Source organism: Aquincola sp. J276, from assembly GCF_024700035.1.
In the GTDB taxonomy this organism is placed as follows: domain Bacteria; phylum Pseudomonadota; class Gammaproteobacteria; order Burkholderiales; family Burkholderiaceae_C; genus Aquincola; species Aquincola tertiaricarbonis.
In genome coordinates this window covers 1580589-1607425 of sequence record NZ_JAJONC010000001.1, presented here as the reverse complement: position 1 = coordinate 1607425, position 26837 = coordinate 1580589, and the positions used below count along the sequence as shown (strand labels likewise).

Below are 26837 nucleotides of genomic sequence, written 5' to 3'. Positions count from 1 at the left end.
CTCAGCCGTTGACGACCTTGGCGTCCTGGTGCTCCAGCGGCCGCGCCGGCGCGGGCACCTTCTGCAGGATCTGCGAGACGATCTGCTCGGCGGTGATGCCGTCGCTCAGCGCCTCGTAGCTCAGCGACAGGCGGTGGCGCAGCACGTCGGCAGCCAGGTCGCTCACGTCCTCGGGCAGCGCATAGTTGCGGCCCCGCAGGAAGCCCAGCGCCCGCGCGCCTTCGATCAGGTTGATGGTGGCCCGCGGGCTGGCGCCGAAGGTGATGTACTTCGCCAGGTCGGGCAGGCCGAAGCGGCCGGGCTCGCGGGTGGCGGCCACCAGCTTGACCGCGTAGTTGATCAGCGACGGATCGACGTACGAGCGTCGGCACTCCTGCTGCAGCGCGGCCAGCTGGTCGGTGGTGGCCACCGGCACCACGTCCACCGGCGCGCCGGTCACCCGCTGCACGATGACGAACTCTTCCTCGTCGGTGGGGTAGCCGACGATCACCTTCATCATGAACCGGTCCACCTGCGCCTCGGGCAGCGGGTAGGTGCCTTCGGTCTCGATCGGGTTCTGCGTGGCCATCACCAGGAAGGGCTTGGGCACCGGGTAGCTGTGACCGGCGATGGTCACCTGCCGCTCCTGCATCACCTCCAGCAGCGCGCTCTGCACCTTGGCCGGCGCGCGGTTGATCTCGTCGGCCAGCAGCAGGTTGGCGAACACCGGCCCCAGCGAGGTGCTGAAGTCGCCGCTCTTCTGGTTGTAGATGCGCGTGCCCACCAGGTCGGCCGGGACCAGGTCGGGCGTGAACTGGATGCGCTTGAACTGGCCCGACACCGCCTTGGCCAGCGTGTTGACCGTCAGCGTCTTGGCCAGGCCGGGCACGCCTTCGACCAGCAGGTGGCCCTGCGCCAGCATGGCCACCATCACCCGCTCGAGGAAGCGGTCCTGGCCCACCACCACCCGCTTGACCTCGTAGAGCACCTGCTCCATCAAGGTGCTGACGTCGGCGGCGCTGCGTTGGTTATCCATCGATGGAACTCCTGGTGAACTGGAAACAGGACAGGCTGTGCCTAGAACGGGTGCATGCCGGCGCCGGCCGCGGCGTTCTCGATGGGCACGGCAAAGCCGATGCCCACGAAGAAGCGCTGCTGCACCGGGTTGAGGATGGCGGTGACGATGCCCACCACCTCGCCTTCGTCGGTGACCAGCGGGCCGCCCGAATTGCCCGGGTTGGCCGCGGCGTCGAACTGGATGAGGTTGGTGAGAACCTGCTTGCCTTCGGGCGAGCGGAACTCGCGCTTCAGCCCCGAGACCACGCCGTGCGACACCGAAGGCCCGATGCCGAACGGAAAGCCCACCGCCGTCACCCGGTCGCCGGGGCGCAGGTCGCCGGTGGAGCGCATGGTGGCGGGCACCAGGTCGTCGGGCAGCTTCTGCGCCTGCAGCACCGCCAGGTCGTTCTCGGGCTGCACGTTGATCACCTGCGCGTCGGCCTCGGTGCCGTCGGCAAACGTGACCTTCACCCGGCGCGAGCCCGCCACCACATGCAGGTTGGTGAGGATCACGCCGCGGTCGGTGATGACCACGCCGCTGCCCACGCCGCCCTCATCGTCGTCCTTGGCCTCGGCATCGCTGGGGCTGGACAGGCCCACCACCCGCACCACCGATGGCCGAACGATGTCGGCCGCCTTGGTGGACAGCTGCGGCAGCGGCTTGGTGTTGAGGGTGTGCAGCACCGCCTTGTCGATGTCCTTCTGCGTCAGCCGCTGGCCGGGCGGCTGCAGCATCAGCAGCGCCACGGTGGCCACGCACAGGCCCACCAGCGCACCGCCGCCCGCGAAGGCCCAGCGGCCTGCCCGGGTGGAAGTGCCGCGCGGTGGCCGTGGCGCACCTGCACCGGCGCTTGCCTCGCGCGGTCCATGCGCCGACGTTTCTCCGGGCGATGGGCCCGGCGCGGCGCTGCGCCGTGCGGCCTCGGTCGGCGCCGTGGGCACCGGAGGAGCGGCCTGCCGCGAGCGGCTGGCCGCGCTGTAGAGCGGAGTTCGTTTCATGACGCCCCTGAACAGTCAAGAAGACTCAAGACGACAGTAGCACGGCATGCGGGTTTGCGCAGCAAGCCGGGACTTCGGGCTTGCTGCGGCATGATCCATGCCATGTCCTGGATCGACACCCACATCCATCTCGACGCGCCCGAATTCGACGCCGACCGCGGCGAAGTGGTGGCCCGGGCCCGTGCGGCAGGGGTCGGCATGCTGGTGCTGCCGGCGGTGCTGGTGAAGCATTTCGATACGGTTCGCACGCTGGCGCACCAGCATGGCCTGGCCTATGCCTGGGGCATCCATCCGCTGTACGTGGGCCAGTCGGCCGACGAGGACCTCGACCGCATGGCCCAGGCGCTGCGCGAACATGCGGACGACCCGCGGCTGGTGGCGGTGGGCGAGATCGGCCTCGACCTCTTCGTGCCCGGGCTGGATGTCGCGCGGCAGGAGCGCTTCTATGCGGCCCAGCTCAAGCTGGCGCGGGATGCCGGCCTGCCGGTCATCGTGCATGTGCGGCGCTCGGCCGACCTGCTGCTCAAGCACCTGCGCCGCATCGAGGTGCCCGGCGGCATCGTGCATGCGTTCAACGGCAGCGACGCGCAGGCCGCGCACTTTGTGGACCGCGGCTTTCGCCTGGGCTTCGGCGGTGCGATGACCTTCGAGCGCGCACGGCAGATCCGCCACCTGGCCGCCAGCGTGCCGGACCATGTGCCGGTGCTGGAGACCGACGCACCCGACATCCCGCCGCACTGGCTCTACCGCACCGCCGACACCCGCGCCCAGGGCGAGGCCAGCGGCCGCAACGAGGCGGCCGAGCTGCCGCGCATCGCCCGCACGCTGGCCGAGCTGCGCGGCTGGACGCTGGAGCACACCGCCCGCCGCACGGCCGACAATGCGCGCGCCGCGCTGCCGCGGTTGTCGGCTTTCGCTGCATGACCGGGCCGCTGCCCGTGCTCACCGGCCTGGCGCCGGTCATCGCCTCCCACACCCGGCTGGTGGTGCTGGGCAGCTTTCCCGGCGCGCGGTCGTTGGTGGCGCAGCAGTACTACGCCCATCCCCGCAATCATTTCTGGCCGATCCTGTCGGCCCTCTGGGAGATCGACCTGCGTTCCCTGACTTATGAAGCGCGCCTGCAGGAAGTGCGCGACCGCGGCCTCGGACTGTGGGACGTGTATGCGGCCTGCCGCCGCCCCGGCAGCCTGGACAGCGCGATCGAGGCCGCCGAGCCCAACGACCTGCCCGGCCTGCTGCGGCAGGCGCCGGGCCTGCGCGGCATCGCGCACAACGGCGCCGAATCGGCCCGCTCCATGCGCGTGACTGCGGCGCTCGGCCTGCCGGTGTGGCGCCTGCCATCCACCAGTCCGGCCAACGCCAGCTGGTCCTTCGAGCGCAAGCTGGCCGCCTGGCGCGAGGCCTTCGTGGCCGCCGGGGTGGCCGCATGAAGGCGGCCTCCCTGCCCGAGGTCACGCTGTCGGAGCTGGACGGCGTGCGCTACCTGCACCTCGAATCGGTCTGGGTGCAGGGCGCCATGCGCATCGCCAAGCCACGTGCGCTGGAGCTGGAATACATCCAGCGCATGATGGCCTGGATGCTGTGGCGCCCCACCGACGAACTCACGCAGGGCCATGCGGTCCAGCTGGGGCTGGGCGCGGCGGCCATCACCCGCTTCTGCCACCAGGTGCTGCGCATGCGGACCACGGCGGTGGAGATCAACCCGGCCGTCATCGCCGCCTGCCGCATGCGCTTCCGGCTGGGTGACGACGACGAGCGGCTGACGGTGCTGAACCAGGACGCAGGCGCCTGGGTGCGCAGCGCGGCCCACACGCAGACGGTGCAGGTGCTCAACGTCGACCTGTACGACCACGAGGCTGCCGCGCCGGTGCTGGACGACGAGCGCTTCTACGCCGACTGCCATCGCGTGCTGGCCCATGGCGGGCTGATGACGGTCAACCTGTTCGGCCGCCATGCCAGCTTCCTGGCGAGCGCCGAGCGCATCGCCGCCGCCTTCGGTCGCGACCAGGTGTGGAGCCTGCGGCCCACGCGCGAAGGCAACACCGTGGTGGTGGCCGCGCGCGGCGTGGTGGTGCCGGATCGTGAAGAACTCATTGCCCGCGCCGATAACATCGAAAAGCGGTTCGGCCCGCTGGGCGTGCCGGCCCGCAAGTGGCTGCGCATGGTGCGCCCGCTGCCGCCGCCGGCCGCCGCCGCCTGATACCCGCCGAACCGCCCGCCGCAGTACACGCCCGCATGAATCCAGCCGCTTCCTCCCCTGCGCAGCGCGCAACCGCCGACGCACCTGCCGGCCGGCTCGACTGGCGGGCCCTGCTGCAGTGGCTGCAGGCCGATGGCTGGATCGCCGCGGAGGAGGCCGAGCGCGTGGCCCGCCGCTTCGGCGCCGGCGACAGCCGCCAGCATCCGCTGGTGCGCCTGGGCGCCGCCGGCCTGGTGCGCCAGGGCATCGGCAAGCCGCTGGACACCGAGGCCCTGACCGAATGGCTGGCCGGCCACCTCGGCATGCCTTATGTGCGCATCGACCCGCTGAAGGTGGACGTGGGCCGCGTGGCCGACGTCATGTCCATCCACTATGCCGAATCGCGCCGCGCGTTGCCGCTGAACGTCGGGCTGGTGGAAGTGACCGTGGCCACCAGCGAGCCGCTGGACACCGGCTGGCTGTCCGAGATCGAGGGCCACACCCGCAAGAAGCTCAAGCTGGTGCTGGCCAACCCGGTGGACGTGCAGCGCTACACCACCGAGTTCTACACGCTGGCGCGGTCGGTCAAGGCCGCGGCCCGGAGCGGCGAGACCTCGGCCATCGCCAGCTTCGAGCAGCTGGTGGAGCTGGGCAAGGCCAACAAGCAGCTGGACGCCAACGACCAGGGCGTGGTGCAGGTGGTGGACTGGTTGTGGCAGTACGCCTTCGACCAGCGTGCCAGCGACATCCACCTGGAGCCGCGGCGCGACATGGGCGCCATCCGCTTCCGCATCGACGGCGTGCTGCATACCGTCTACCAGCTGCCGGCCTCGGTGATGACCGCGATGACCGCGCGCATCAAGCTGCTGGGCCGCATGGACGTGGTGGAGCGCCGCCGCCCGCAGGACGGCCGCATCAAGACCATCCGCCCCGAGGTGGGCGGCGTGCCCGGCGGCGAGGTGGAGATGCGGCTGTCCACGCTGCCCACGGCCTTTGGCGAGAAGATGGTGATGCGCATCTTCGACCCCGACACCGTGGTCAAGAGCATCGAGGCGCTGGGCTTCGGCGCCAACGAGGCGCAGCGCTGGCAGGAGCTGACCGGCCGCGCGCACGGCATCATCCTGGTGACCGGGCCCACCGGCAGCGGCAAGACCACCACGCTGTATTCCACGCTGAAGAAGCTGGCCACCGACGAGGTGAACGTCTGCACGATCGAAGACCCGATCGAGATGGTGGAGCCCGCGCTCAACCAGACGCAGGTGCAGACCGCGCTGGACCTGGGCTTTGCCGAAGGCCTTCGCGCGTTGATGCGGCAGGACCCGGACATCATCATGGTGGGCGAGATACGCGACCTGGCCACCGCCGAGATGGCCATCCAGGCCGCGCTCACCGGCCACCTGGTGTTCAGCACGCTGCACACCAACGATGCCGCCAGCGCCATCACCCGGCTGGCCGACCTGGGCGTGCCGCCGTACCTCATCAGCGCCACCGTCATCGGCGTGCTGGCGCAGCGGCTGGCGCGCACCCTGTGCCCGGCCTGCAAGGTGCGCGACGAGGGCGCCACCCGCGAAACGCTGGATGCCGCCGCCCATCCGTGGCGTCTGAAGGGCGCGGTGCGGGCCTACCGGCCGGTGGGCTGCCTGGAATGCCGCATGACGGGCTTCCGCGGCCGCGCCGGCCTGTACGAGCTGATGGTGATGAGCGACGCGGCCCGCGCCGCCGTGCATCCGGTGCTGGACCCGGCCGCCCTGCGCCGCCAGGCGCTGGCCGACGGCATGCACCCGCTGCGCCTGGCCGGCGTGATGAAGGTGGCCGACGGCAGCACCACGATCGAGGAAGTGCTGCGCACCACGCCCAAGTGGAGCGAGACCGGCTGACCTTCTAGGGACAGGGGCCGGCCACCATGCCACGGGCGCGGTCATACTGGTGGCGGATGTCCAGCACCGACGATCACCCGATGGGCAGCCCCGGGGAGCGCACTGCGCAAGCGGCCCCGCCACCGCCCCCCAGAGGTCGCCGCCCAGGTGACCACCGAACAGCTGCGCATGCTGTTCGCCCACACCACGCTGGGCACCCTGGTGGCCACCGGCTTCGCGATGGTGCTGGCGCTGCATGTCTACGGCCGGGTGGAGCCGCAGCTGCTGTGGACCTGGGTGGCGCTGAAGATCGGCGTGGCCGTGCCGCGCATGGTGCAGGCCCAGGTGTACCGGCTGCGCGGGCGGCCTGGCACCGAAGGCTGGTTGCGCTGGACGGTGGCGCTGCTGGCGGTGGATGGCGCGGTATGGGGCCTGGGCGGCGCCTGGCTGATGCGCTCGCCCGACGAGGAAATCGTCGCCGTGATCGCGGCCAGCCTGTGCAGCGTGGCCGCGGTGGCCACCTTCGGACTGCAGGTGCGCCAGCAGGCGACGCTGGCCTACGTGCTGCCGATGATCCTGCCCACCGCGCTGGCGATGATCTGGCGCGGCGACCGCATCGGCCTGACCGGCGGCATCGGCCTGCTGCTGTTCCTGGGCCTGCTGCTGGCCACCGCGCGGCGATCGGAGCTGCGGCTGGCCGAGGTGTTCCGGCTGCGCTTCCTCACCGCCCGCATCGCGGAGGAGCGTGCGCTGGCGCTGGCCCTGGCGCAGCGGGAAAGCCGCGTGAAGACACGCTTCCTGGCCACCATGAGCCATGAGCTGCGCACGCCGCTGCACGGCATCCTGGGGCTGGCGCGCATGCTGGCCGCCGAGCATCCCGATCCGCAGGTGCGCCACCGGCTGGGCCTGATCGAGCATTCGGGCGAGCACCTGCTGCAGATCATCAACGACCTGCTCGACCTCTCCCGCATCGAGGCTGGCCGGGTGGAGCTCAAGCCCGCGCCCTTCTACCTGCTGGCCGACCTGGAGGAGCTGGTGGACATCTACCTGGTGCGCTGCCAGGAGCGTAGCATCGGCTTCCATGCGGCGCTGGACATCGATCCCGAGACCCAGGTCATCGCCGATGCCACCCGCCTGCGCCAGGTGCTGCACAACCTGCTGGGCAATGCGGTGAAGTTCACCGAGCATGGCGAGGTGCGGCTGTCCGCCGACTGGTGCGACGAGGGCCTGCGCATCACCGTGGCCGATACCGGCCCCGGCATCGCCGAGGCCGACCTGCCGCACATCTTCGACGCCTTCACGCAGGCGCGGCGGCCCGGCACGGTGCCCGGGGCCGGCGTGGGCCTGGGCCTGAACATCGCACGCGAGATCACCCAGGCCATGCGCGGGCGGCTGCGCTGCGACAGCCGGGTGGGCCAGGGCAGCCGGTTCGAGCTGGTGCTGCCGCTGCAGCCGCTGCAGCCCGCCGTGCCGCAGCCGCCGCAAGGTGCCGGCCTGCGCGCGGTGGGCCTGCCGCACAAAGTGCTGCTGGCCGAGGACAACGAGGTCAACGCGATGCTGGCCGAGGCCATGCTGCAGCGGCTGCGCTGCCAGGTCACGCATGTGCGCGACGGCCTGGCGGCGGTGGCCGCGGCCGCCGGTGCGCCGCAGCAGCGGCCGGACCTGGTGCTGATGGATTGCCAGATGCCGGTGCTGGACGGCCTGGAGGCCACGCGCCGCATCCGCGAGGCCGAGCGGCAGGCGGGGCTGCCGCGTCTGCCGGTGGTGGCGCTCACGGCCAACAGCGCGCTGGAGGACCGCCAGCGCTGTGCCGATGCCGGCATGGATGCCTTCCTCAGCAAGCCCTTCACCGAGGAGGAGCTGAAGGCGGTGATGGCCTCGGTGACCGGCGGGCGCCGACCGCCCGATGGCTGCTTCGCGGACTCAGGCCGCTAGCGCCTGCAGGCCGGCCGCGGGCACCGCCTGCTGCTGCGGCAGCGGCGTGATGTCGGGGTGCTGCTGCTCGATCATGAAGCCGTAGAACGGATGCTGCGCGGCCTGCCAGTCGGCGCGTGCGGTGCGCACGTTGAAGGCCAGCACCCGGTGCGGCAGGTTGCCCGCATGGGCCAGCGGCACCATCTCGCCGCGCGGCAGGGCATCGGTGAAGCCCAGGCGCTGGTAGCCGCGCACCAGGCTGGGCAGGCGCGCGCCGATCACCATCCACTCCACGCTGCGCGCCAGCGCCGCCTGGTACACCGCCTTCATCAGCGCCAGCTTGATGGCCGGGTCGTCCTGGCCGGGCAGGATGGCCAGCCGCGTGATCTCGGCATTGCGGGTGCCCAGGTAGGCCGCGGGCAGGGCGGCGCTGCCTTCGATCTGCAGCGGCCGCTGGTGGTTGGTGGCCAGGCGCACCGTGCCGATGGCCTCGCCGGTGGCCTTGCTGAAGGCCGCGAACACGATGACGCCTGGCTGGCGGTCCAGCTCGTCCGGCTCGCACCACAGGCTCACCACGTTGGGCAGGCGGCGGCCGTAGGCGGTGGCCCGCACCGCACAGGCTGCTCTCAGTTCCGCTTCGTCGGCAACCGGACGGACGGTGAAGTGCAGCAGGTGGGTGCGCATGGCGTGGGACCTTTCTTGGCGGCGAGGGACAGTTTCAAGATGTAGTTTCGGCGGCCCCCGCCATCGCTAAACCCTTGTCAGCGCTTGTTTCCCCGGCCTGGTCGAGTGGCGTTGCGCCGCTCATCTGTGATAAGGCATTACGTGGAATCCACAGGGGCCGTGCCGACCCCCCTGCCTAGAATCCGCCGCCATCAACGCATCGCAAGGAGACAGCGTGAAGATCAAGAGCCAGAAAGATTTCTGGTCGGGGCTGATGTTCGTGGTCGTGGGCATCGCGTTCGCCTGGGGAGCGACCAGCTACAGCTTTGGCGCCTCGGCGCGGCCGGGTCCCGGCTACTTCCCGTTCGGCCTCGGCATCCTGATGGCCGTCCTGGGCGCCATCGTGCTGTTCCAGGCCCTGACCATCGAGACCGAAACCGGCGACCCGATCGGCAAGTGGGCGTGGAAGCCGCTGATCATCGTGGTGGGTGCCGTGGCCGCCTTCGGCTGGCTGCTGCCGCACATGGGCATGGTCATCGCGCTGCCGCTGCTGGTGCTCATCTCGGCCTCGGCCAGCGACGAGTTCCGCCTGCGCGAGGCGCTCATCAACGCCATCGTGCTCACCGTCTTCTCCTGGCTCATCTTCATCAAGGGGCTCAGCCTCGTGATCCCGCTGTGGCCTTCCTTCATGGCCACCGGCGGCTGAGGTTCCTGACATGGACTTGTTGACCAATCTGTCCACCGGCTTCGCGGTGGCATTCACGATCGAGAACCTGCTGTACGCCTTCGGCGGCGCGGTGCTCGGCACGCTGATCGGCGTGCTGCCGGGCCTGGGCCCGGTGGCCACCATCGCGATGCTGCTGCCCTCGGTCTATGCACTCGACGCCACGCCGGCGCTCATCATGCTGGCGGGCATCTACTACGGCGCGCAGTACGGCGGCTCCACCACCGCCATCCTGATCAACGTGCCGGGTGAATCCAGCTCGGTGGTCACGGCCATCGACGGCTACCAGATGGCGCGCCAGGGGCGGGCCGGATCGGCACTGGCGGCCGCGGGCCTGGGCTCCTTCTTCGCCGGCTGCGTGGGCACCATCGTCATCGCGGCCTTCGCGCCGCCGCTGACGGAGCTGGCCTTCAAGTTCGGCCCGGCGGAGTACTTCTCGCTGATGGTGCTGGGCCTGATCGGTGCCGTGGTGCTGGCCTCGGGCTCGCTGCTCAAGGCCATCTCGATGATCATCCTGGGCCTGCTGCTGGGCCAGGTGAACACCGACGTCATCTCGGGCACGCCGCGCTTCTCGTTCGACATCCCCGAGCTCACCGACGGCATCAACTTCGTGGCCATCGCCATGGGCGTGTTCGGCTTCGGCGAGATCATCGCCAACCTGGGCCAGCCGGCCGAGAGCCGCGAGGTCTTCACCAAGAACGTGAAGGGCCTGTGGCCCACGAAGGAAGACTTCAGGATGGCCGCGCCGGCCGTGCTGCGCGGCACCGCGCTGGGCTCCATCCTGGGCGTGCTGCCCGGCGGTGGCGCACTGCTGTCGTCCTTCGCCTCGTACACGATGGAGAAGAAGCTGGCCGGTGCCAGCGGGCGCTTCGGCAAGGGCGACATCCGCGGCGTGGCGGGCCCCGAGTCGGCCAACAACGCCGGCGCGCAGACCTCCTTCATCCCGATGCTGACGCTGGGCATTCCGCCCAACGCGGTGATGGCGCTGATGGTGGGTGCGATGACCATCAAGGGCATCCAGCCCGGCCCGCAGGTGATGAGCAGCAACCCCGACCTCTTCTGGGGCCTGATCGCCTCGATGTGGATCGGCAACCTGATGCTGATCATCCTGAACCTGCCGCTGATCGGCATCTGGATCAAGCTGCTGACGGTGCCCTACCGCTTCCTGTTCCCGGCCATCATGTGCTTCTGCTGCATTGGCCTCTACACGCTGAACAACAACGCGTTCGACGTGTACATGGGCGCCGGCTTCGCGGTGGTGGGCTACATCTTCTACAAGCTGGGCTGCGAACCCGCGCCGCTGCTGCTGGGCTTCATCCTGGGCCCGATGATGGAAGAGAACCTGCGGCGCGCACTGCTGCTGTCGCGCGGCGACTGGAGCACCTTTATGACGCGTCCGCTGTCGGCCGGCCTGCTCATCGCCGCCGCGCTGATGGTCGTCATCGTGCTGCTGCCTTCGGTCAAGAAGAAGCGCGAGGAAGCCTTCCAGGAAGAGTGACCGCGCGGCGCGCAGGTCATGCACAAGGGGCTGCTTCGGCAGCCCTTTTCAATGGCGGCCTGCAGCCTTCGCGATGCGGCAAGGCCCGCGGCGCATCCGGCTGCGCGCGTCTATAGTGCCCGGCCGATGTCCACGCCCCCTGCCGCCCCTGCCGTTCCCCAGCCCGCCGCTGCCGCGCCGGTGTGGCCCGGGCTGGCGCTGGCCAGTGCGGGGGCCATCGCGTTCTCCGGCAAGGCCATCGTGGCCAAGCTGATGTACCGCCACGGCGTGGATGCGGTGCAGGTGCTGTTCTTCCGCATGCTCATCGCGCTGCCGCTGTTCATGCTGCTGGCCTGGTGGGCCGGGCGTGGCAAGCCGGCGCTGTCGCGCCGCGACTGGGGCACGGTGGGTCTGCTGGGCTTCACCGGCTACTACCTGGCCAGCTTCCTCGACTTCATCGGGCTGCAGTACATCAGCGCCAGCCTGGAACGGCTGATCCTGTACCTCAACCCCACCATCGTGCTGCTGATCGGCTGGCTGGTGTACCGCCGCCGCGTCAGCGGCAAGCAGGCGCTGGCACTGGCCGTGGGCTATGCGGGCGTGGCGCTGGTGTTCGGCCGTGAACTCAGCTTCGAGGGACCGCGCGCCGCGCTGGGCGCCGGCCTGGTGTTTGCCAGCGCGGTGAGCTATGCGGTGTACCTGGTGCTCAGCGGCGAGGCGGTGCGCCGCCTGGGCTCGGCCCGCCTGAGCGGCCTGGCCAGCAGCGTGGCCTGCCTGCTGTGCATCGCGCAGTTCTTCGTGCTGAAGCCGGTGGCCGCGCTGCAGGTGCCCGACGCGGTGCTGTGGATGAGCCTGCTGAACGCCACCGTGTGCACGGTGGCGCCGGTGCTGATGGTGATGATGGCCATCGAGCGCATTGGCGCATCGATGGCTTCGCAGGTGGGCATGATCGGGCCGATGAGCACGCTCGCGATGGGCGTGCTGATACTGGACGAGCCGTTCACACCCTGGCTGGCCGTGGGCACGGGCCTGGTGCTGGGCGGGGTATGGTTGTTGACGCGTTGGAGGCAGTAGCGATGGATCTGGGTGTGGCAGGCAAGTGGGCGCTGGTGTGCGCCGCCAGCAAGGGGCTGGGCAAGGGATGCGCCGAGGCGCTGGTGCGCGAAGGCGTCAACGTCACCATCACCGCACGCGGTGAGGAGGCATTGCAGGACACGGCGGCCGCGCTGCGTGCGCTGAATCCGCAGGTGGAGGTGCGCGCGGTGGCCGGCGACATCGCCACCGCCGACGGCCGGGCCGAGGCGCTGGCCGCCTGCCCGCAGGTCGACATCCTGGTGAACAACGCCGGCGGCCCGCCGCCCGGCGACTTCCGCAGCTGGGACCGCGAGGCCTGGATCGCCGCGCTGGATGCCAACATGCTCACGCCGATCGAGCTGATCAAGGCCACGGTGGACGGCATGGCCGAGCGCGGCTTCGGCCGCGTGGTCAACATCACCTCGGGCGCGGTGAAGGCACCCATCGACGTGCTGGGCCTGTCCAACGGCGCGCGCAGCGGGCTCACCGGCTTCGTGGCCGGACTGGCGCGGCAGGGCCGGCTGGCCTCGCGCAACGTCACCATCAACAACCTGCTGCCGGGCGCGTTCGACACCGACCGGCTGCGCAAGACCATGCAGGCCGGCGCCGCCAAGAGCGGCGTGGGCGTGGACGAGCTGGCCGATCGCCGGCGCATGGGCATTCCGGCGCAGCGCTTCGGCAGCGCCGAAGAGTTCGGCGCGGTGTGTGCCTTCCTGTGCAGCATGCAGGCCGGCTACCTGACGGGCCAGAACATCCTGCTCGACGGGGGCGCCTACCCGGGCACCTTCTGAGGCGCGCAAGGCGCGGGGAGCGCGACGATGGACCACGAAGCAAGCTGTGTGCTGTATGGCTATGACGGCAGCGGGTCGGCCGCGGTGGAAGCCGCGCTGGAGCTGGCCGGCCAGCCCTACCGGCGGGTGGATGCGGCCACCTGGGACGAGGCCTCCGCGCTGGAAGAGCTGCGCGGCGTCAACCGGCTGCAGCAGATCCCGGCGCTGCGCTGGCCCGATGGCAGCGTGATGAGCGAAAGCGCCGCCATCCTTGCCGAGCTGGGCCTGCGCCACCCGGACAGCGGCCTGCTGCCGCAGGCGCCGGCCGCCCGCGCGCAATCGCTGCGCGGGCTGGTCTACATCGTGGCCAACTGCTATGCGGCCATCGGCATCATCGACTACCCCGAGCGCTGGTGCAGCCCGGCCGAGCCGGCCCACTGCGATGCGTTGAAGGCCGGCGCACGGCAGCGCCTGCATGCGCTGTGGGAGGTGTTTGCCAACAGCTTCGAGGCCACGCCCTGGCTGGCCGGCGGGCAGCTCGGCGCGCTCGACCTGCTGGCCGCGGTGGTGTCCAAGTGGTCGGGCGCCCGCGCCCATCTGGCCACGCACCGGCCGGCCTTCGCGGCGCTGATGCAGCGGGTGGATGCGCATCCGGTGGTGGCGCCGGTGTTCGCGCGGCACTGGCCCGGCTAGCCGGGGCGGCACAGCGGCCGGTCAGGCGGCGGAGGTCGACGCCCTTTCCGCCAGCACGTCCTGGACGACGCGCATCGCATTGAGCGCCGCTGGAAAGCCGGCATAGGCGGCGACCTGGATCACCACCTCCACCAGCTGCTCCGGCGTGCCGCCCACGTTCAGCAGGCCGTGTGCATGCACCCGCAGCTGCGGCGCGGCATGGCCCAGCGCACTGAGCATGGCCACCGTGGCCAGCTCGCGCTGCAGCAGGTCGAGCCCGCCGCGGGTGTAGACGTCGCCGAAGGCGAACTCGACGATGAAGCGGCCCAGGTCGGGCGCCACGCCGGACAGCGACGCCACGACCTGCGTGCCCGCGCTGCCGTCGATGCGGCACAGCGCTTCCCATCCGGCCCGGTAGCGGTCGGCCGCGGCGGCGCCTGCGCCGGCCGGCGGGGCCGGCCGGTGCGGCACGCCCCGCTCGGTGAACACTTCCTGGGCGGCGAACATGCCGTTCAGGCCGGCAGGAAAGCCGGCATACACCACCAGGTGGATCATCAGCTCCACGATCTCCTGGCTGCTGCAGCCGGCATTCAGGGCGCCAGCGATGTGGAACTTGAGCTGCGGCCTGGCATGGCCCATCGCCGCCAGCGCGGCGACGGTGACGAGCTGGCGCTGCGGCAGCGCCAGCTGCGGCCGCGCGAGGACCTCGCCGTAGACGAAGCCGATGGCCAGCCGCGCCAGGTCGGGCGCCACGTCGCCGAGCGCCTCGACCAGGGACGGTGGCTCGCGGCCCTCCAGGCGCTGCAGCAGGGCCAGGCCCCGGTCGTACGGGGTGGGCGGGGGAAGGGTGTGAGGTGATGTCATGCCGCCACCGTAGCGCCGCCGCCAACAGGGCGCCAATGCCTTTTGCCTGATACCTTTGCGGCATCACCCCTTCGACGGAGCAGCATGTGGCACAGCCGCCCAGCCTCAGGCAGTTGCGGTATTTCGTGGCCGTGGCCGAGGAACTGAACTTCCGGCGCGCAGCGGAGCGGCTGTTCATCACCCAGCCGCCGTTGAGCCGGCAGATCCAGGCGCTGGAAGCAATGCTGGGCGCCCGGCTGCTCGACCGCGACCGGCGCGGCGTCCGGCTCACGGAGGCCGGCGAACGCTTCCTGGAGCAGGCACGTGCGCTCGTGCGCGGCCTCGACCAGGCGGTCAGCCGCTTCCAGCCCGCCGCCGGCCGCAGTGCGCTGCGGCTGGGCATCACCACCGTGGTGGACGTGAGCCTGTTCGCCGGCATCGGCGATGCCTTCGAGTCGGAATGGCCCGGCCTGCCGCTGCGCATCCGGCGGCAGCTCTCGTCGCAGCTGATCCGCGACCTGCACCGCGGTGCGCTCGACGCCGCCGTCATCGGCCTGCCTTCGGCCACGCAGGGCCTGGTCACCGAACACCTGGGCGACGACCCGCTGGTGGTGTGCCTGTCGTCGGCCCACCGCCTGGCGCGGCGCCGGCGCATCCGGCTGCTGGACCTGGCGCAGGACACGCTGTTCTGGTTCGACCGCAAGCTCAACCCTGCCTACTTCGAGCATTGCGAGCAGGTGTTCGCGCGGCTGGGGTTCGATCCGCCGCGCCTGGCCGAACCCGCGGAGCATCCGGTGCTGCTGGGCCTGATCGCCCAAGGCCGCGGCTTTGCGTTGGTGCCCCAGTCCCTGAACACCGTCCGGCGCCAGGGGTGGTGTTCCGCCGCCTGGAAGAGGAGTCGGCGCTGTGCATCCGCCTGGCCGCGGCCTGGCCCGCCGGTCCCGTGGCGCCCGAGGTGCAGGCGCTGGTGGCGGCCCTGAAACGGGTGTTTCCCAAGGCCGGGGCCGGCGCCGGTGCCTGAAGCCGCCCGCGGCGGCCGCGCTATCGCCTGGACGACACCACGATGCCCGCCACGATCAGCGCGAAGGCCAGCGCGTGGTAGGGCTGCGGCGGCACGCCCAGCAGCAGCGCCTGCAGCAGCGCCGCGAACAGCGGCGTCAGGTTGATGAAGAAGCCCGCGGTGGAAGGGCCCACCGCCGCCACGCCGCGGCCCCAGCACAGGTAGGCCAGGATCGAGGGACCCAGCGCGATGTACACCAGCGTGAGCGCGGTGGCCAGGCTCCAGTGCACCTGCGTGGGCACCAGCGCGGCTTCCAGCAGCGCGGCACCGCCGGCCCAGCCCAGGCCGAACAGCGTCTGGATCAGCATGAAGCCCCACCAGTCCCAGGCCGGGCGCTGGTCGCCGGCCATGGAGGCCGGCGGCTTGGCCAGCATCCAGCTGTAGAAGGCCCAGCTCAGCATGGCCAGCAGCATCAGCAGGTCGCCCGGCACGAACTGGATGCCGGCCAGCGATGCCAGCTCGCCGCGGGCCAGCACCAGGGCCACGCCCAGCAGCGACAACGCCGCGCCCAGCAGGCCGCGGCCGGTGGGGCGCTGGCCGTAGAACAGCGCGCCGACGATCATCATGCACACCGGCGAGCTGGCCGTGATGAGCGTGACGTTGAGCGGCGTGGAGGTGGTGAGCGCCACGTACTGCAGCGCGTTGTAGGCGCCCACGCCGGTCAGCCCCAGCAGGGCCAGCGGCTTCCAGCGCGCCAGCACCTGGGCCCGCGCGGCCGGGGTGCCGATGGCCTGCCAGCCCAGCGGCAGCAGCACCATCAGGGCCAGGATCCAGCGCGCCGCATTGATCATCACCGGCGGCACGATGCCCACCAGCATGCGACCGGCGACCGCGTTGCTGGCCCACAGCAGGGGAGGTAGCGTCAGGAGGAGGGCGGTGCGGACATTCAGGGACTGCGCGGTCATGCCGGCATCATCGCACCGCAGTTCCAGCACTGTTCGAAGCCGCCTTCGATGGACTCGCCACAGCCGCGGCAATGCCAGTGGCGGCTGGGCCGGGCGCGCAGCTCGGCCAGCAGCGCGCGGGCCCGGTCGTAGTGGCTGTCGTCGGTCAGCCAGACCTCGGGCAGGGCCTGGTCGGGCGGGATCTCGCCGGCAATGCCGCTGGTGAAGGCGCGCTGCACCGTGGCCGGTATGCCGCCCTGGCAGAGCCAGTCGGCCCACAGCGTGGCGATGGCGAGGTTGGGTGCAAGGTCGAGTCTGCGCATGGCCTGCAGGGTACGTGCAAGCGCGGCAAGATGGCGCTCCTTGTCCCACAGACGTATCGAGGAGACCGCCTTGCCCACCACCGCCCCCGCCATCCAGATCACCGAGTACGGTGGCCCCGAGGTCATGAAGCTGGTCGACGTGAGCGTCGGCGAGCCCGGCCCCGGCGAGCTGCGCATCCGCCACCAGGCCTGCGGCCTGAACTTCATCGACGTCTACCAGCGCACCGGCCTGTACAACAACCCGCTGCCGCTGACGCTGGGCATGGAAGGCGCGGGCATCGTGGAGGCGGTGGGCGAGGGCGTCACCCACCTGCGGCCCGGTGACCGCGCGGCCTACGCCAGCCAGCCGCCCGGCGCCTACAGCCTGCTGCGGGTGATGCCGGCCAAGTGCGTGGTGAAGCTGCCGGAGGCCATCAGCTTCGAGGAAGGCGCGGCCATGATGCTCAAGGGACTGACAGTGCAGTACCTGCTGCGCAAGACGCAGCCGGCGGGCGGCCTGCAGCCGGGCGACCATGTGCTGTTCCATGCGGCGGCCGGCGGCGTGGGCCTGATCGCCTGCCAATGGGCCAAGGCCATGGGCCTGCAGCTGATCGGCACCGCCGGCAGCGACGAGAAGTGCCAGCTGGCGCTGGACCACGGCGCGGCCCATGCCATCAACTACCGCAGCGAAGATTTCGTTGAGCGCGTCAAGCAGATCACCGGCGGCGCCGGCGTGAAGGTGGTGTACGACTCGGTGGGCAAGGACACTTTCGTGCGCTCGATGGACGTGCTGCGGCCCTTCGGCCTGCTGGCCAACTTCGGCAATGCCTCGGGCAAGGCGCCGCCGGTGGACCTGGGCATGCTGGCGGCCAAGGGCTCGCTGTACGTCACGCGGCCCACGGTGTTCACCCACCTGGCCACGCGCGAATCCACCCAGGCCATGGCCGACGACCTGTTCGACATGGTGGCCCGCGGCGCGGTCAAGGTGCCCATCGACCAGCGCTATCCGCTGGCCGAGGCCGCGCAGGCGCACCGCGAGCTGGAATCGCGCGCCACCACCGGCTGCAGCATCCTGCTGCCCTGAGGCGGCCCGCCCCGGCGCTCAGGTGTAGGTGGCCCACCCGGCGCAGTCCGGGTGCTCGAAGTGCGGCAGGCCGTTGTAGCTCAGCAGCATGTGGCGCCTGGGCGTGAAGGCGAACTCGGTCACCGAGCAGTTGCGGATGCGCAGGTTCAGCTCGATGGTGGTCTCGGCCGAGGTGCCCAGCACATGGCCCACCGCGGTGGCGATGGGCCCGCCGCTGGACACCAGCAGCACGTCGCCGGCGTACTGGCTGCGCACATGGTCCAGGGCGCTGGTCACGCCTTGCAGGAAGTCGGCATAGCTCGGCATGCCCACCGGCTGCGTCTGCCCGCGCATCCAGCGCGCCAGGCCGTCGCGCAGCAACCGGAAGTGGTGGCGGATCAGCTCGGGCGTGTCGGGCATGGCCAGCGGCTGGGTGTGGAAGGCGCCGATCACCGCGGCGGCGTCGTACTCGTTCAATCCTGGCCAGGCCAGCGGCTGCAGCGGCGCCTCCAGGCCTTCGACGATGCCTTCGAAGGTCTGTACATGCCGGCGCAACGTGCCCACGAGCGCGGCCTCGAAGCTGATGCCCTTGGCACGGAAGTATTCGCCCAGCCGCACCGCCTGCCGGCGGCCCAGCGGGCTCAGCTGGTCGTAGTCGTCGGCGCCGAAGGAGGCCTGGCCGTGCCGGATGAGGTGGAGGGTGCCCATGCGCCGATTCTGCGGCGGCTGCGCGGGGGCGCGCGTCGCGAAAGTGTCAGGACCTCCCAGCTCGCTGCGCTCGCGGCCCCAAGGGCGGGTGGATCAGCGGCTGCTTCTCACCCGGCGCAGCTCATCCACGATCAGGCTGATGGCGCCCAGCGTGATCGCGCTGTCGGCGATGTTGAAGCTGGGGAAGTACTTGCCGCCGGCATGCACCTGGATGAAGTCGACCACATAGCCGTGCAGGGCGCGGTCCACCACGTTGCCGATGGCGCCGCCCAGGATCATGGCCAGCGCGAAGCAGAACAGCTTCTGCCCCGGATGCTTCTTCAGCATCACCAGGATGAAGACCGACACCACGCTGGCCAGTCCGATGAAGAACCAGCGCTGCCAGCCCGAGGCCCCAGCCAGGAAGCTGAACGCCGCGCCGGTGTTGTGCACCCGGACCACGTTGAAAAAGGATGTGACGGTGCGGCTGTCACCCAGCTGGAAGTAGCCGAGGATGAGCGTCTTGGTGAACTGGTCCAGCAGGATGATGACCACCGCCAGCCCCAGCCAGACGGCCAGGCTGGGGGCGGACGAGGACGACGACTTGGAGACGGCGGGGGAACGTTTGGCCATGGAAGGTGCAATGCCTCGGCAGGTCAGGCAAAACGGCGGGTCTCACCCTCGCCATACAGGTTGCTCGTGCAGCGCCCGCAGATCGTCGGGTGGGCCGTGTCGACGCCGACGTCGTCGCGCCAGTGCCAGCAGCGCTCGCACTTGGTGGCGGTGGACGGCGTCACTTGTATGGACAACTCGTCGGCCGCCGCCAGCACGGCTTCGGACGTGATGAACACGAACTTCAGGTCGTCGCCCAGTGACGCCAGGATGGCATGGTCCTCGGCGGGCGCGCCCACCGTCACCGTGGCCTGCAGCGACGAGCCCACCGCGCCTTCGGCGCGCACCGCCTCGATCGCCTTGTTCACCGCGTCGCGCACCGCATGCACCCGGTTCCACTTGGCGATGAGGCCTTCGTCAGCCTGCGGCAGCGACCAGTAGTGCTCCACGAAGATGGTCTGCTTGCCGCCGAACACGCGCCACGCTTCCTCGGCCGTGAAGCTGAGGAAAGGCGCCATCCAGCGCAGCATCGCCTGGGTGATGTGCCACAGCGCGGTCTGCGCGCTGCGCCGGGCCAGGCTGTCGGGCGCGCTGGTGTAGAGGCGGTCCTTCAGCACGTCGAGGTAGAAGGCGCCCAGGTCTTCGCTGCAATACACCTGCAGCTTGGCGACCACCGGATGGAACTCGTACTTCTCGTAGTGGGCCAGGATCTCGGCCTGGAACTGCGAGGCACGCGCCAGCGCATAGCGGTCCACCTCCAGCATCTGCTCCAGCGGCACGGCCTGCGTGGCGGCGTCGAAGTCCGACACGTTGGCCAGGAGGAAGCGCAGCGTGTTGCGGATGCGCCGGTAGGCATCCACCACGCGGGCCAGGATCTTGTCGTCGCCGGCGATGTCACCGGAGTAGTCGCTCGCGGCCACCCACAGCCGGATGATCTCGGCGCCCAGCTTCTTGGTGATGTCCTGCGGGTCGATGCCGTTGCCCAGCGACTTGCTCATCTTGCGGCCCTGGCTGTCCACGGTGAAGCCGTGGGTCAGCAGGCCGCGGTAGGGCGCGCGGTCGAACAGCGCGCAGGCCAGCAGCAGCGACGAATGGAACCAGCCGCGGTGCTGGTCGTGGCCTTCCAGGTACAGGTCGGCCTCGGGGCCGCTCTGGTGGTGGCCCGGATGCTCTGCGGTGCCCTGGTGGGTGCCGCGCAGCACGTGGAAGAAGGTGCTGCCGGAGTCGAACCACACCTCCAGGATGTCGCTGCTCTTGGCGTAGTGCGGTGCGTCGTCGGCGCCCAGCATCTCCTCGGGCGTGACGCGGCTCCAGGCCTCGATGCCGCCGGCCTCGACGATGGCCGCGGCCTGGTCCAGGATCTCCATCGTGCGCGGGTGCAGCTCGCCGGTCACCTTGTGCAGGAAGAACGGGATCGGCACGCCCCAGCTGCGCTGGCGGCTGATGCACCAGTCGGGCCGGTTGGCGATCATGTCGTGCAGGCGGGCGCGGCCGTTCTCCGGGTAGAACTGGGTCTGCTCGATCGCGTCGAGCGCCAGCTGGCGCAGCGTCTTCGGCGCCTTGTCCTGGGTGAACACGCCTTCGCCTTCGTCCATGCGGATGAACCACTGCGCCGCGGCGCGGTAGATCACCGGCGTCTTGTGGCGCCAGCAGTGCGGGTAGCTGTGGGTGATGTCGTGCGTGGCCAGCAGGTGGCCGGCATCCTTCAGCGCCTGGATGATGACCGGCACTGCCTTCCAGATGTGCTGGCCGCCGAACAGCGGGAAATCGGCCGCGTACACGCCGTTGCCCTGCACCGGGTTGAGGATGTCCTCCACCTTCACGCCGTGGGCCAGGCAGGAGTTGAAGTCGTCCAGGCCGTAGGCGGGCGACGAGTGCACGATGCCGGTGCCGTCGTCGGCGGTGGCGTAGTCGGCCAGGTACACCGGGCTCAGCCGGTCGTAGCCCGGGTGCACCGCGGCCAGCGGATGGCGGAACTGCAGGCCGTCGAGCGCGCGGCCCTTCACGGTGGCCAGCACCGTGCCGTGCAGGCCGTAGCGTTCCATGCACTTGTCGACCAGGGCCGAGGCCAGCAGCAGCACGCCGCGCTCGGTGTCCACCAGGCTGTAGTCCAGCTCGGGGTTGAGGTTGAGCGCCTGGTTGGCCGGGATGGTCCACGCGGTGGTGGTCCAGATGACGACGAAGGCCGGCTTGGGCAGCGCCGACAGGCCGAAGGCCGCGGCCAGCGCGGCCGGGTCGGCGGCCGGGAAGGCCACGTCGATGGTGCTGCTCTTCTTGTCGGCGTATTCGATCTCGAACTCGGCCAGCGACGAGCCGCAGTCGAAGCACCAGTACACCGGCTTCTGGCCGCGGTAGACGAAGCCGCGCTCGATCACGCGCTTGAAGGCGCGGATCTCGCCGGCCTCGTTCGCGAAGTCCATCGTGCGGTAGGGGCGCTCCCAGGTGCCCAGCACGCCCAGGCGCTTGAAGTCGGTGCGCTGCTGGTCGATCTGTTCGGTGGCATAGGCACGGCTCTTGGCCTGCATCTCGTCACGGCTGAGGTTGCGGCCGAACTTCTTCTCGATCGCGTTCTCGATCGGCAGGCCGTGGCAGTCCCAGCCGGGCACGTACTGAGCGTCGAAGCCGGCCAGCTGCCGCGCCTTGACGATCATGTCCTTCAGGATCTTGTTGACCGCATGGCCCATGTGCAGCTGGCCGTTGGCGTACGGCGGGCCGTCATGCAGCACGAACAGCGGCGCGCCGCAGCGGGCATCGCGCAGCTGCTTGTAGGTGCCTTCCTCGTCCCAGGCCTTGACCCAGCCCGGCTCGCGCTTGGGCAGGTCGCCACGCATGGGGAAGGGCGTGTCGGGCAGGTTGAGGGTGGCGCGGTAGTCCGTGGCGGCTGCCGCGGCGGTGGAGTTGTCGGTCTTGTCGGTCATGGCGCTTGCCGCACCCGTGCTGCGGGTGCGCTCGTGGCATCAGGGCAAAGTGGGGCGGTGCCACCGGGGCAGGTCGCTGGCCGGCAGGGGTGCGGCAGCAGCGGCCGCGGCCACGGTAGCGGCGGCAGGATCAGCGCGCGCGCCGAATTCGGTCGCGCGTGGTCTGCCGGCGGCCGGCGGCATGCCAGCGCAGCAGATCGAGCAAAGTCCGGTCGGTGGCCATCGGGGGATTCTAGGTGGCAAGCCGGAACCAGGCCCGCGCATCGGCTTCGTCGCGGGCGATGCCGGCCTTCAGGGCCTCGAGCGACTCGTACTTGCGCTCGTCGTGCAGCTTGTGCAGCAGCTCCACGCGGATCACGCGGCCGTAGCCTTCGTCCAGGTCGAGCGGCCATTCCAGGCAGTGGGTTTCCAGCAGCACGCGGCCGGCGTCCTCCACCGTGGGGCGCACGCCCAGGCTGGCCACGCCGGCCAGCGGGCCGCGGCCCAGGCCGTGCACCCGCACGACGAAGATGCCGGCGGCGGCCGGCAGCCGGTGGCCGAAGCGCAGGTTCAGCGTGCGGAAGCCCAGCTCGCGGCCCAGCTTGCGGCCGTGCACCACGTGACCGCTGATGCTGTAGGGGCGGCCCAGCAGCGCGGCGGCACGGGCCATGTCGCCGGCGGCCAGCGCCAGCCGCACGGCCGAGCTGCTGACGCGCAGGCCGTGCACCTCGTAGCTCTGCATGCGCGCCACGTCGAAACCCAGCTGCGGGCCGGCGGCGTCCAGCATGGCGTAGTCGCCGGCGCGGCGGGCGCCGAAGCGGAAATCGTCGCCCACCAGCACGTAGCGGGCATGCAGGCCGTCGGCCAGCACGTCCTGCATGAAGGCTTGCGGCGGCTGCGCGGCGAAGCCTTCGTCGAAGCGCAGCACCACCGCCTGCTCGATGCCGCAGCGCTCCAGCTCGGACAGCTTGTCGCGCAGCGTGGCGATGCGCGCCGGCGCCTTCTCGGGCGTGCCGGCCTTCATCGCGAAGAAGTCGCGCGGATGCGGCTCGAAGGTGAGCACGCAGCTGGGCACGCCGCGGTGGCGGGCCTCGTTGTTCAGCAGGGCCAGCATCGCCTGGTGGCCGCGGTGCACGCCGTCGAAGTTGCCGACGGTCAGCGCACAGGCGGGGGCGATGTCGGGGTGGTGAAAACCGCGGAAAACGCGCATGGCCGGGATTATCGCGGTGCCAGCAGCGCGGCGCGTTCCTCGCTGGACACCCAGCGCCACAGGCCGGCGGCCGGCCCGTCGGCCAGCGTCAGGCCGCCGATGGCGCTGCGATGCAGGCCCTCGCAGCGGTTGCCCACCGCGGCCAGCATGCGCTTGACCTGGTGGTACTTGCCTTCGGTCAGGGTCAGCCGCAGCGTGTGTTCGCCGGTGGCTTCGCAGGCGGCGGCGCGCACCGGCTGGGGGTCGTCGTCCAGCACCACGCCGGCCAGCAGCTTGTTGACCTGCGCCTCGTCCACCGGATGCCTGGCCGTCACCTCGTACACCTTGGGCACATGGTGCTTGGGCGAGGTGAGCTTGTGGATCAGCGTGCCGTCGTCGGTGAGCAGCAGCACGCCGGTGGTGTCCTCGTCCAGCCGGCCGACGGGCTGCAGGCCCCGGGTGCGCAGCGGCGCGGGCAGCAGGCTCAGCACGCTGGGGTGGTGCTTGGGCTTCTGCGAGCATTCGTAACCCGCCGGCTTGTTCAGCAGCACCAGGGCGCTGGCGTGGAACTGCCACTCGCGGCCCTGGACGGAAAAGCGCAGGCCGTCGGTGTCCACGTCCTCGTCGGGATCGTCGGCCACCCGCCCGCCGATGGACACCAGGCCCTGGCCGATCAGGCCCGCGCACACCCGCCGGGTGCCGAAGCCTTGCGTGAACAACACCTGAGCCAAGCGCACAGCATCTCCTTGCGGCCCGCCGCGGAGCCCAACATGCATGAGGGGCGGGAGTGTAGCCAGCGGTTTCATCCGACATCCGCCGGGGCAAAACCTGCGTACGCTCCGGCAGGTACGCAGTAACGCAGTGGAAGAGGACGTGATGGCCGAACAGGCAGGTGGCAAGTCGACGGGATCTTCGCAACAGCAGCCGGACGACTTCACCGCGGCCATCGAGGCCTTGATGTCCCGCGTGGCTGCCGCCGCGCGCGCCGACGACGGCCGCGCCCAGGCCGGTGCGGCAGAACTGAAGGTGGACCTGGCGGTGGACGCCGAGGGCCGCGTGGCCGGTCAGGCCAGGCCCGCGGAGCCGACGACGAACATGGTGCAACTGGCACCGCTGCATCCCGCGCCGGATGCGGCGGCGCAGGCCCGGGCCGCGCAGGACGAGGCGCAGCGGGCCCAGGCGGCCCGGAAGGCGCATGCCGAGCGGGAAGCCGAGGAGGCGCGTCGGGCCGAGGCGTCGAAGGCCGAGCAGGCGGCGCGTGAGGCTCGGCGGGTCAAGGCCGAGCAGGACGCGCAGGCCGCCAGGGCGGCCGAAGCAGCGCGCAAGGCCGAGGCCGAAAGGGCCGCACAGGCTGAAGTGCAACGCAGGGCGCGCCTGGCGCAGGAGGCAGAAGCCGCCCGGCAGGCAGAAATCCTGAAGGCCGAGCACGCCGCGCAGGAAGCCCGGCGGATCGAGGCCGAGCAGGAGGCCCGGGCCGCCAAGGCGGCCGACGAAGCGCGCAGGGCCGAGGCCGCCAGGGCCGAAAGGGCGGAGGCAGAGCGCCAGGCCCGCGCGGCGCGGGAGGCTGAAGAAGCCCGCCGAGCGGAGGCGCTGAAGGCCGAGCAAGCTGCGCGAGAGGCCGAGCGGGCCAGGGCGGAGCAGGAAGCCCGAGCTGCCAAGGCGGCCGAGGAAGCCCGCCAGGCCGAGGCCGCAAAGGCTGCGCAGGTGGAAGCGGAACGCAGGGCACGCCTGGCGCAGGAGGCTGAAGAAGCCCGCCGAGCGGAGGCGCTGAAGGCCGAGCAAGCCGCGCGAGAGGCCGAGCGGGCCAGGGCGGAGCAGGAAGCCCGAGCTGCCAAGGCGGCCGAGGAAGCCCGCCAGGCCGAGGCCGCCCGGGCCGAAAAGGCCGAGGCAGAGCGCAAAGCCCGCGCGGCGCAGGAGGCCGAAGAGGCCCGCCGAGCAGAGGCGCTGAAAGCCGAGCAGGCCGCGCAAGAGGCCCGGCGGGTGAAGGCCGAACTGCAAGCGCAGGCTGCAGCGCGCGAGGCCGAGGCTGCCAAGGCCGTGCAGGGTGAAGCGGAACGCAAAGCCCGCGCGGCGCAGGAAGCTGAACGGGCCCGCCAGGACCAGGCCCGGCGAGACGAGCAGGCCGCGCAAGAGGCCGAGCGGGCCCGTGCCGAGCAGGCAGCCCGCGCCGCCCAGGCGGCCGAAGCAGCACGCCAGGCCGAGGCCGCCCGGGCCGCGCAAGCCGCCCAGGCAGCCCAGGCCGCCCAGGCAGCCCAGGCCGCCCACGCCGCCGAGCCCCGCCTGCTGCCCGATCCGCCAGCCGGCGCCTCGCGCGCAGCCGGACACAAGCCGGTCTTCCGCGCGCCGCCGTCCGGGCCTGCGCCAGCCTCGCCGCCAACCGGGCGCCACACGGGCTGGCAGCGCTGGACGGCGGTGCCGGTGGCAGCGGTGGCGCTGGGCATCGCCTTCTGGCTGTGGCCGTCGCCGCCGGGTACTTCCACCGATCCCATGGACGGCCTGGAAGCGCCCAGCGCCGGATTGCCGGCGGCCCCGCCGCCGGTGCCGAATCCTGCGCCGGCCGTCACACCGCCGGCGCCCGCGCCGGCCGCCCTGGCGCCGCCGCTGGAGGTGCTGGCCGATGCCGATGCCTCCACCGACCAACGCATGGCCGCCGAGCTGGGCCGCGCGCTGGCGGCCGAGGGGCTGGCGCCGGGCGCGGCGCCGCTGGCCATCGTGCGCTATGACGCGCTGCAGATCGCTCCCGCCGCCTGGCGGGTGGTGGCGCCGCTGCATCTGCAGCCGGTGCTGGCCCTGGTGCGGGCGGATTCGCCGCTGCGCAACCTGCAGGCGCTGCGCGGCCAGCGCATCAACACCGGGCTGCTGGATGGCGCGCGGGCGCAGTCGTCGCTGGTGCTGTACCGCCGGCTGTTCGGCGAGGAGCTGCCGCTGTCGGCCGTCACCTCGCTGGGCCGTGACGCCGCCATGGTGGCGCTGGCCCAGGGCAAGCTGGACGCGGTGCTGCTGATGGACGGCCAGCCGTCGGCCTGGCTGGCGTCGCTGCCTTCGGGCACCGCCGCCGGCCTGCGCCTGCTGCCGCTGGACAGCGCCAGCGACGCCGGACGCCGCGCGCTGAAGACCTACCTGCCCACCGAGGCGGCGCTGCCCGGCGGCGGCGCGCCGGTGCCTACGCTGGGCGTGATGTCGTACCTGGTGGCCACCGACGCGGCCGCCTCGCCCGAGGCGCTGGCCGCCGTGGCGCGCGGCCTGTGCGCCCGCCTGCCTCAGCTGCAGCGCGAAGGCCATGCCAAGTGGCGCGAGGTGCGCCCCGGCCTCGACCTGCCCGCGCCGCGGCCCATGCCGCCCGCCGTGCGCGCCGCCTGGCGTGCCTGCAGCGGCGGCCCCGACAGCAGCGCCGCCCGCCCCGCACCTGCTTCGACAGCCTCACCAGGAGCCCGCTCATGACCCTGCCCGCCCAACGTCCCGCTCTCCAGCGCCGGTCCCGCCTGCGCGCCGCGGCCGCCGCCTGCTGCTGCAGCCTGCTCGCCGCCGCGGCCTTCGCCGCCGATCCCCCGGCCGGCCCGGTGGAAAAGGTGGCGGTCAAGGCCGTCGCCCGCTTCCACTTCGACCGCACCGATGTGCTGCCCGCCGACCAGCAGACGCTGCTGGCCGAGGTGGCCAAGATGAAGGACGTGACCTGGCAGAGCGTCTCGGCCCGCGGCTACACCGACAACGTGGGCACCGACGCCTACAACGAGAAGCTCTCCCAGCGCCGGGCCGATGCGGTCAAGCGCTTCCTGGTGGGCAAGGGACTGGAACCCGGGATGATTGCCACCGAAGGCCTGGGGCCGCAGTCGCCCGTGGCCGACAACGCCAGCGCCGCCGGCCGGGCGCAGAACCGCCGCACCGAGGTCACCTTCGAAGGCGTGCGGCCCACCTCCGTCGCCGGCCGCTGAGC

General features: G+C 71.3%; 25 protein-coding genes. 14 read left to right on the top strand and 11 right to left on the bottom strand.

Annotation, left to right across the window (positions count from 1 at the left end; genetic code table 11):
* Position 1: 1 nt before the first annotated feature.
* Both LRS14_RS07345 and LRS14_RS07340 read right to left on the bottom strand, forming a co-directional pair.
* Positions 2–1015 (bottom strand): MoxR family ATPase, encoded by a 1014-nt coding sequence (locus LRS14_RS07345; RefSeq protein WP_046112264.1) that lies wholly within the window; start codon positions 1013–1015, stop codon positions 2–4.
* A gap of 41 nt (positions 1016–1056) precedes the next feature.
* Complete coding sequence (locus LRS14_RS07340) at positions 1057–2037, bottom strand: S1C family serine protease (RefSeq protein ID WP_257799110.1); 981 nt, start codon at positions 2035–2037, stop codon at positions 1057–1059.
* Positions 2038–2139: 102 nt separating this feature from the next.
* Here LRS14_RS07340 and LRS14_RS07335 point away from each other — a divergent pair, with 102 nt between their 5' ends.
* The 5 genes from LRS14_RS07335 (at position 2140) to LRS14_RS07315 (ending at position 8007) form a co-directional block, all read left to right on the top strand.
* Entirely contained in the window at positions 2140–2961 is an 822-nt protein-coding gene (locus LRS14_RS07335) for a TatD family hydrolase (protein WP_257799109.1), read from the top strand.
* Positions 2958–3467, top strand: a complete 510-nt coding sequence (locus LRS14_RS07330) for a DNA-deoxyinosine glycosylase (RefSeq protein ID WP_257799108.1) — start codon at positions 2958–2960, stop codon at positions 3465–3467. Before LRS14_RS07335 ends, LRS14_RS07330 begins: the two co-directional genes overlap by 4 nt.
* Positions 3464–4237, top strand: a complete 774-nt coding sequence (locus tag LRS14_RS07325; protein WP_257799107.1) for a spermidine synthase — start codon at positions 3464–3466, stop codon at positions 4235–4237. The genes LRS14_RS07330 and LRS14_RS07325 overlap by 4 nt, the downstream gene beginning before the upstream one ends.
* Before the next feature lie 35 nt (positions 4238–4272).
* A complete protein-coding gene (locus tag LRS14_RS07320; RefSeq protein ID WP_257799106.1) occupies positions 4273–6093 on the top strand; it encodes a GspE/PulE family protein in 1821 nt (606 codons plus the stop codon).
* Between the two features lie 147 nt (positions 6094–6240).
* The gene (locus tag LRS14_RS07315) at positions 6241–8007 is read left to right on the top strand and encodes an ATP-binding protein (RefSeq protein WP_257799105.1); all 1767 of its coding nucleotides are present in this window, start codon (positions 6241–6243) and stop codon (positions 8005–8007) included.
* On the opposite strand, the gene LRS14_RS07310 is transcribed toward LRS14_RS07315, so the two are convergent.
* The gene (locus LRS14_RS07310) at positions 7996–8670 is read right to left on the bottom strand and encodes an N-acyl amino acid synthase FeeM domain-containing protein (RefSeq protein WP_046112259.1); all 675 of its coding nucleotides are present in this window, start codon (positions 8668–8670) and stop codon (positions 7996–7998) included. The two genes, LRS14_RS07315 and LRS14_RS07310, sit on opposite strands and share 12 nt — an antisense overlap.
* Before the next feature lie 214 nt (positions 8671–8884).
* On the opposite strand from LRS14_RS07310, the gene LRS14_RS07305 reads away from it, so the two are divergent.
* From LRS14_RS07305 to LRS14_RS07285, 5 genes are all read left to right on the top strand, one after another.
* Positions 8885–9355: a tripartite tricarboxylate transporter TctB family protein gene (locus tag LRS14_RS07305; protein ID WP_046112258.1), complete on the top strand. Its 471-nt coding sequence runs from the start codon at positions 8885–8887 to the stop codon at positions 9353–9355.
* A gap of 10 nt (positions 9356–9365) precedes the next feature.
* Positions 9366–10871: a tripartite tricarboxylate transporter permease gene (locus LRS14_RS07300; protein ID WP_046112257.1), complete on the top strand. Its 1506-nt coding sequence runs from the start codon at positions 9366–9368 to the stop codon at positions 10869–10871.
* Positions 10872–10997: 126 nt separating this feature from the next.
* Positions 10998–11924 carry a DMT family transporter gene (locus LRS14_RS07295; protein ID WP_046112256.1) on the top strand — a complete coding sequence of 309 codons (927 nt, stop codon included), beginning with the start codon at positions 10998–11000 and terminating at the stop codon, positions 11922–11924.
* Positions 11925–11926: 2 nt separating this feature from the next.
* Positions 11927–12715 carry an SDR family oxidoreductase gene (locus LRS14_RS07290; RefSeq protein ID WP_046112255.1) on the top strand — a complete coding sequence of 263 codons (789 nt, stop codon included), beginning with the start codon at positions 11927–11929 and terminating at the stop codon, positions 12713–12715.
* A 27-nt stretch (positions 12716–12742) separates the two neighbouring features.
* Entirely contained in the window at positions 12743–13387 is a 645-nt protein-coding gene (locus LRS14_RS07285) for a glutathione S-transferase N-terminal domain-containing protein (protein ID WP_257799104.1), read from the top strand.
* Between the two features lie 21 nt (positions 13388–13408).
* Here LRS14_RS07285 and LRS14_RS07280 read toward each other — a convergent pair whose 3' ends face one another.
* Positions 13409–14230: a carboxymuconolactone decarboxylase family protein gene (locus LRS14_RS07280; protein ID WP_257799103.1), complete on the bottom strand. Its 822-nt coding sequence runs from the start codon at positions 14228–14230 to the stop codon at positions 13409–13411.
* Between the two features lie 86 nt (positions 14231–14316).
* On the opposite strand from LRS14_RS07280, the gene LRS14_RS07275 reads away from it, so the two are divergent.
* Complete coding sequence (locus LRS14_RS07275; protein WP_257799102.1) at positions 14317–15189, top strand: LysR family transcriptional regulator; 873 nt, start codon at positions 14317–14319, stop codon at positions 15187–15189.
* A gap of 61 nt (positions 15190–15250) precedes the next feature.
* Here LRS14_RS07275 and LRS14_RS07270 read toward each other — a convergent pair whose 3' ends face one another.
* Together LRS14_RS07270 and LRS14_RS07265 are read right to left on the bottom strand one after the other, a co-directional pair.
* Positions 15251–16174, bottom strand: coding sequence for a DMT family transporter (locus tag LRS14_RS07270; RefSeq protein WP_257799101.1), 924 nt, complete (start codon positions 16172–16174; stop codon positions 15251–15253).
* Complete coding sequence (locus tag LRS14_RS07265) at positions 16171–16476, bottom strand: putative signal transducing protein (RefSeq protein WP_046112250.1); 306 nt, start codon at positions 16474–16476, stop codon at positions 16171–16173. The genes LRS14_RS07270 and LRS14_RS07265 overlap by 4 nt, the downstream gene beginning before the upstream one ends.
* 70 nt (positions 16477–16546) lie before the next feature.
* Between LRS14_RS07265 and LRS14_RS07260 the strand changes: the two genes are divergently transcribed.
* A complete protein-coding gene (locus tag LRS14_RS07260) occupies positions 16547–17539 on the top strand; it encodes a quinone oxidoreductase (protein ID WP_257799100.1) in 993 nt (330 codons plus the stop codon).
* Positions 17540–17557: 18 nt separating this feature from the next.
* On the opposite strand, the gene LRS14_RS07255 is transcribed toward LRS14_RS07260, so the two are convergent.
* The 5 genes from LRS14_RS07255 to LRS14_RS07235 all read right to left on the bottom strand — a co-directional run bounded on the left by LRS14_RS07255 (position 17558) and on the right by LRS14_RS07235 (position 23640).
* On the bottom strand, positions 17558–18226 hold the full coding sequence (locus LRS14_RS07255; RefSeq protein WP_257799099.1) for a histidine phosphatase family protein: 669 nt from the start codon (positions 18224–18226) through the stop codon (positions 17558–17560).
* 93 nt (positions 18227–18319) lie between these two features.
* A complete protein-coding gene (lspA, locus tag LRS14_RS07250) occupies positions 18320–18838 on the bottom strand; it encodes a signal peptidase II (protein ID WP_257799098.1) in 519 nt (172 codons plus the stop codon).
* Positions 18839–18861: 23 nt separating this feature from the next.
* The gene (ileS, locus tag LRS14_RS07245; RefSeq protein WP_257799097.1) at positions 18862–21735 is read right to left on the bottom strand and encodes an isoleucine--tRNA ligase; all 2874 of its coding nucleotides are present in this window, start codon (positions 21733–21735) and stop codon (positions 18862–18864) included.
* A 232-nt stretch (positions 21736–21967) separates the two neighbouring features.
* The gene (locus tag LRS14_RS07240) at positions 21968–22924 is read right to left on the bottom strand and encodes a bifunctional riboflavin kinase/FAD synthetase (protein WP_257799096.1); all 957 of its coding nucleotides are present in this window, start codon (positions 22922–22924) and stop codon (positions 21968–21970) included.
* 8 nt (positions 22925–22932) lie between these two features.
* A complete protein-coding gene (locus LRS14_RS07235) occupies positions 22933–23640 on the bottom strand; it encodes a 16S rRNA pseudouridine(516) synthase (protein WP_257799095.1) in 708 nt (235 codons plus the stop codon).
* A 139-nt stretch (positions 23641–23779) separates the two neighbouring features.
* Between LRS14_RS07235 and LRS14_RS07230 the strand changes: the two genes are divergently transcribed.
* Together LRS14_RS07230 and LRS14_RS07225 are read left to right on the top strand one after the other, a co-directional pair.
* Complete coding sequence (locus LRS14_RS07230; RefSeq protein WP_257799094.1) at positions 23780–26344, top strand: TAXI family TRAP transporter solute-binding subunit; 2565 nt, start codon at positions 23780–23782, stop codon at positions 26342–26344.
* Positions 26341–26835 (top strand): OmpA family protein, encoded by a 495-nt coding sequence (locus tag LRS14_RS07225; protein ID WP_052736182.1) that lies wholly within the window; start codon positions 26341–26343, stop codon positions 26833–26835. Before LRS14_RS07230 ends, LRS14_RS07225 begins: the two co-directional genes overlap by 4 nt.
* The last annotated feature ends 2 nt before the right edge of the window (positions 26836–26837 follow it).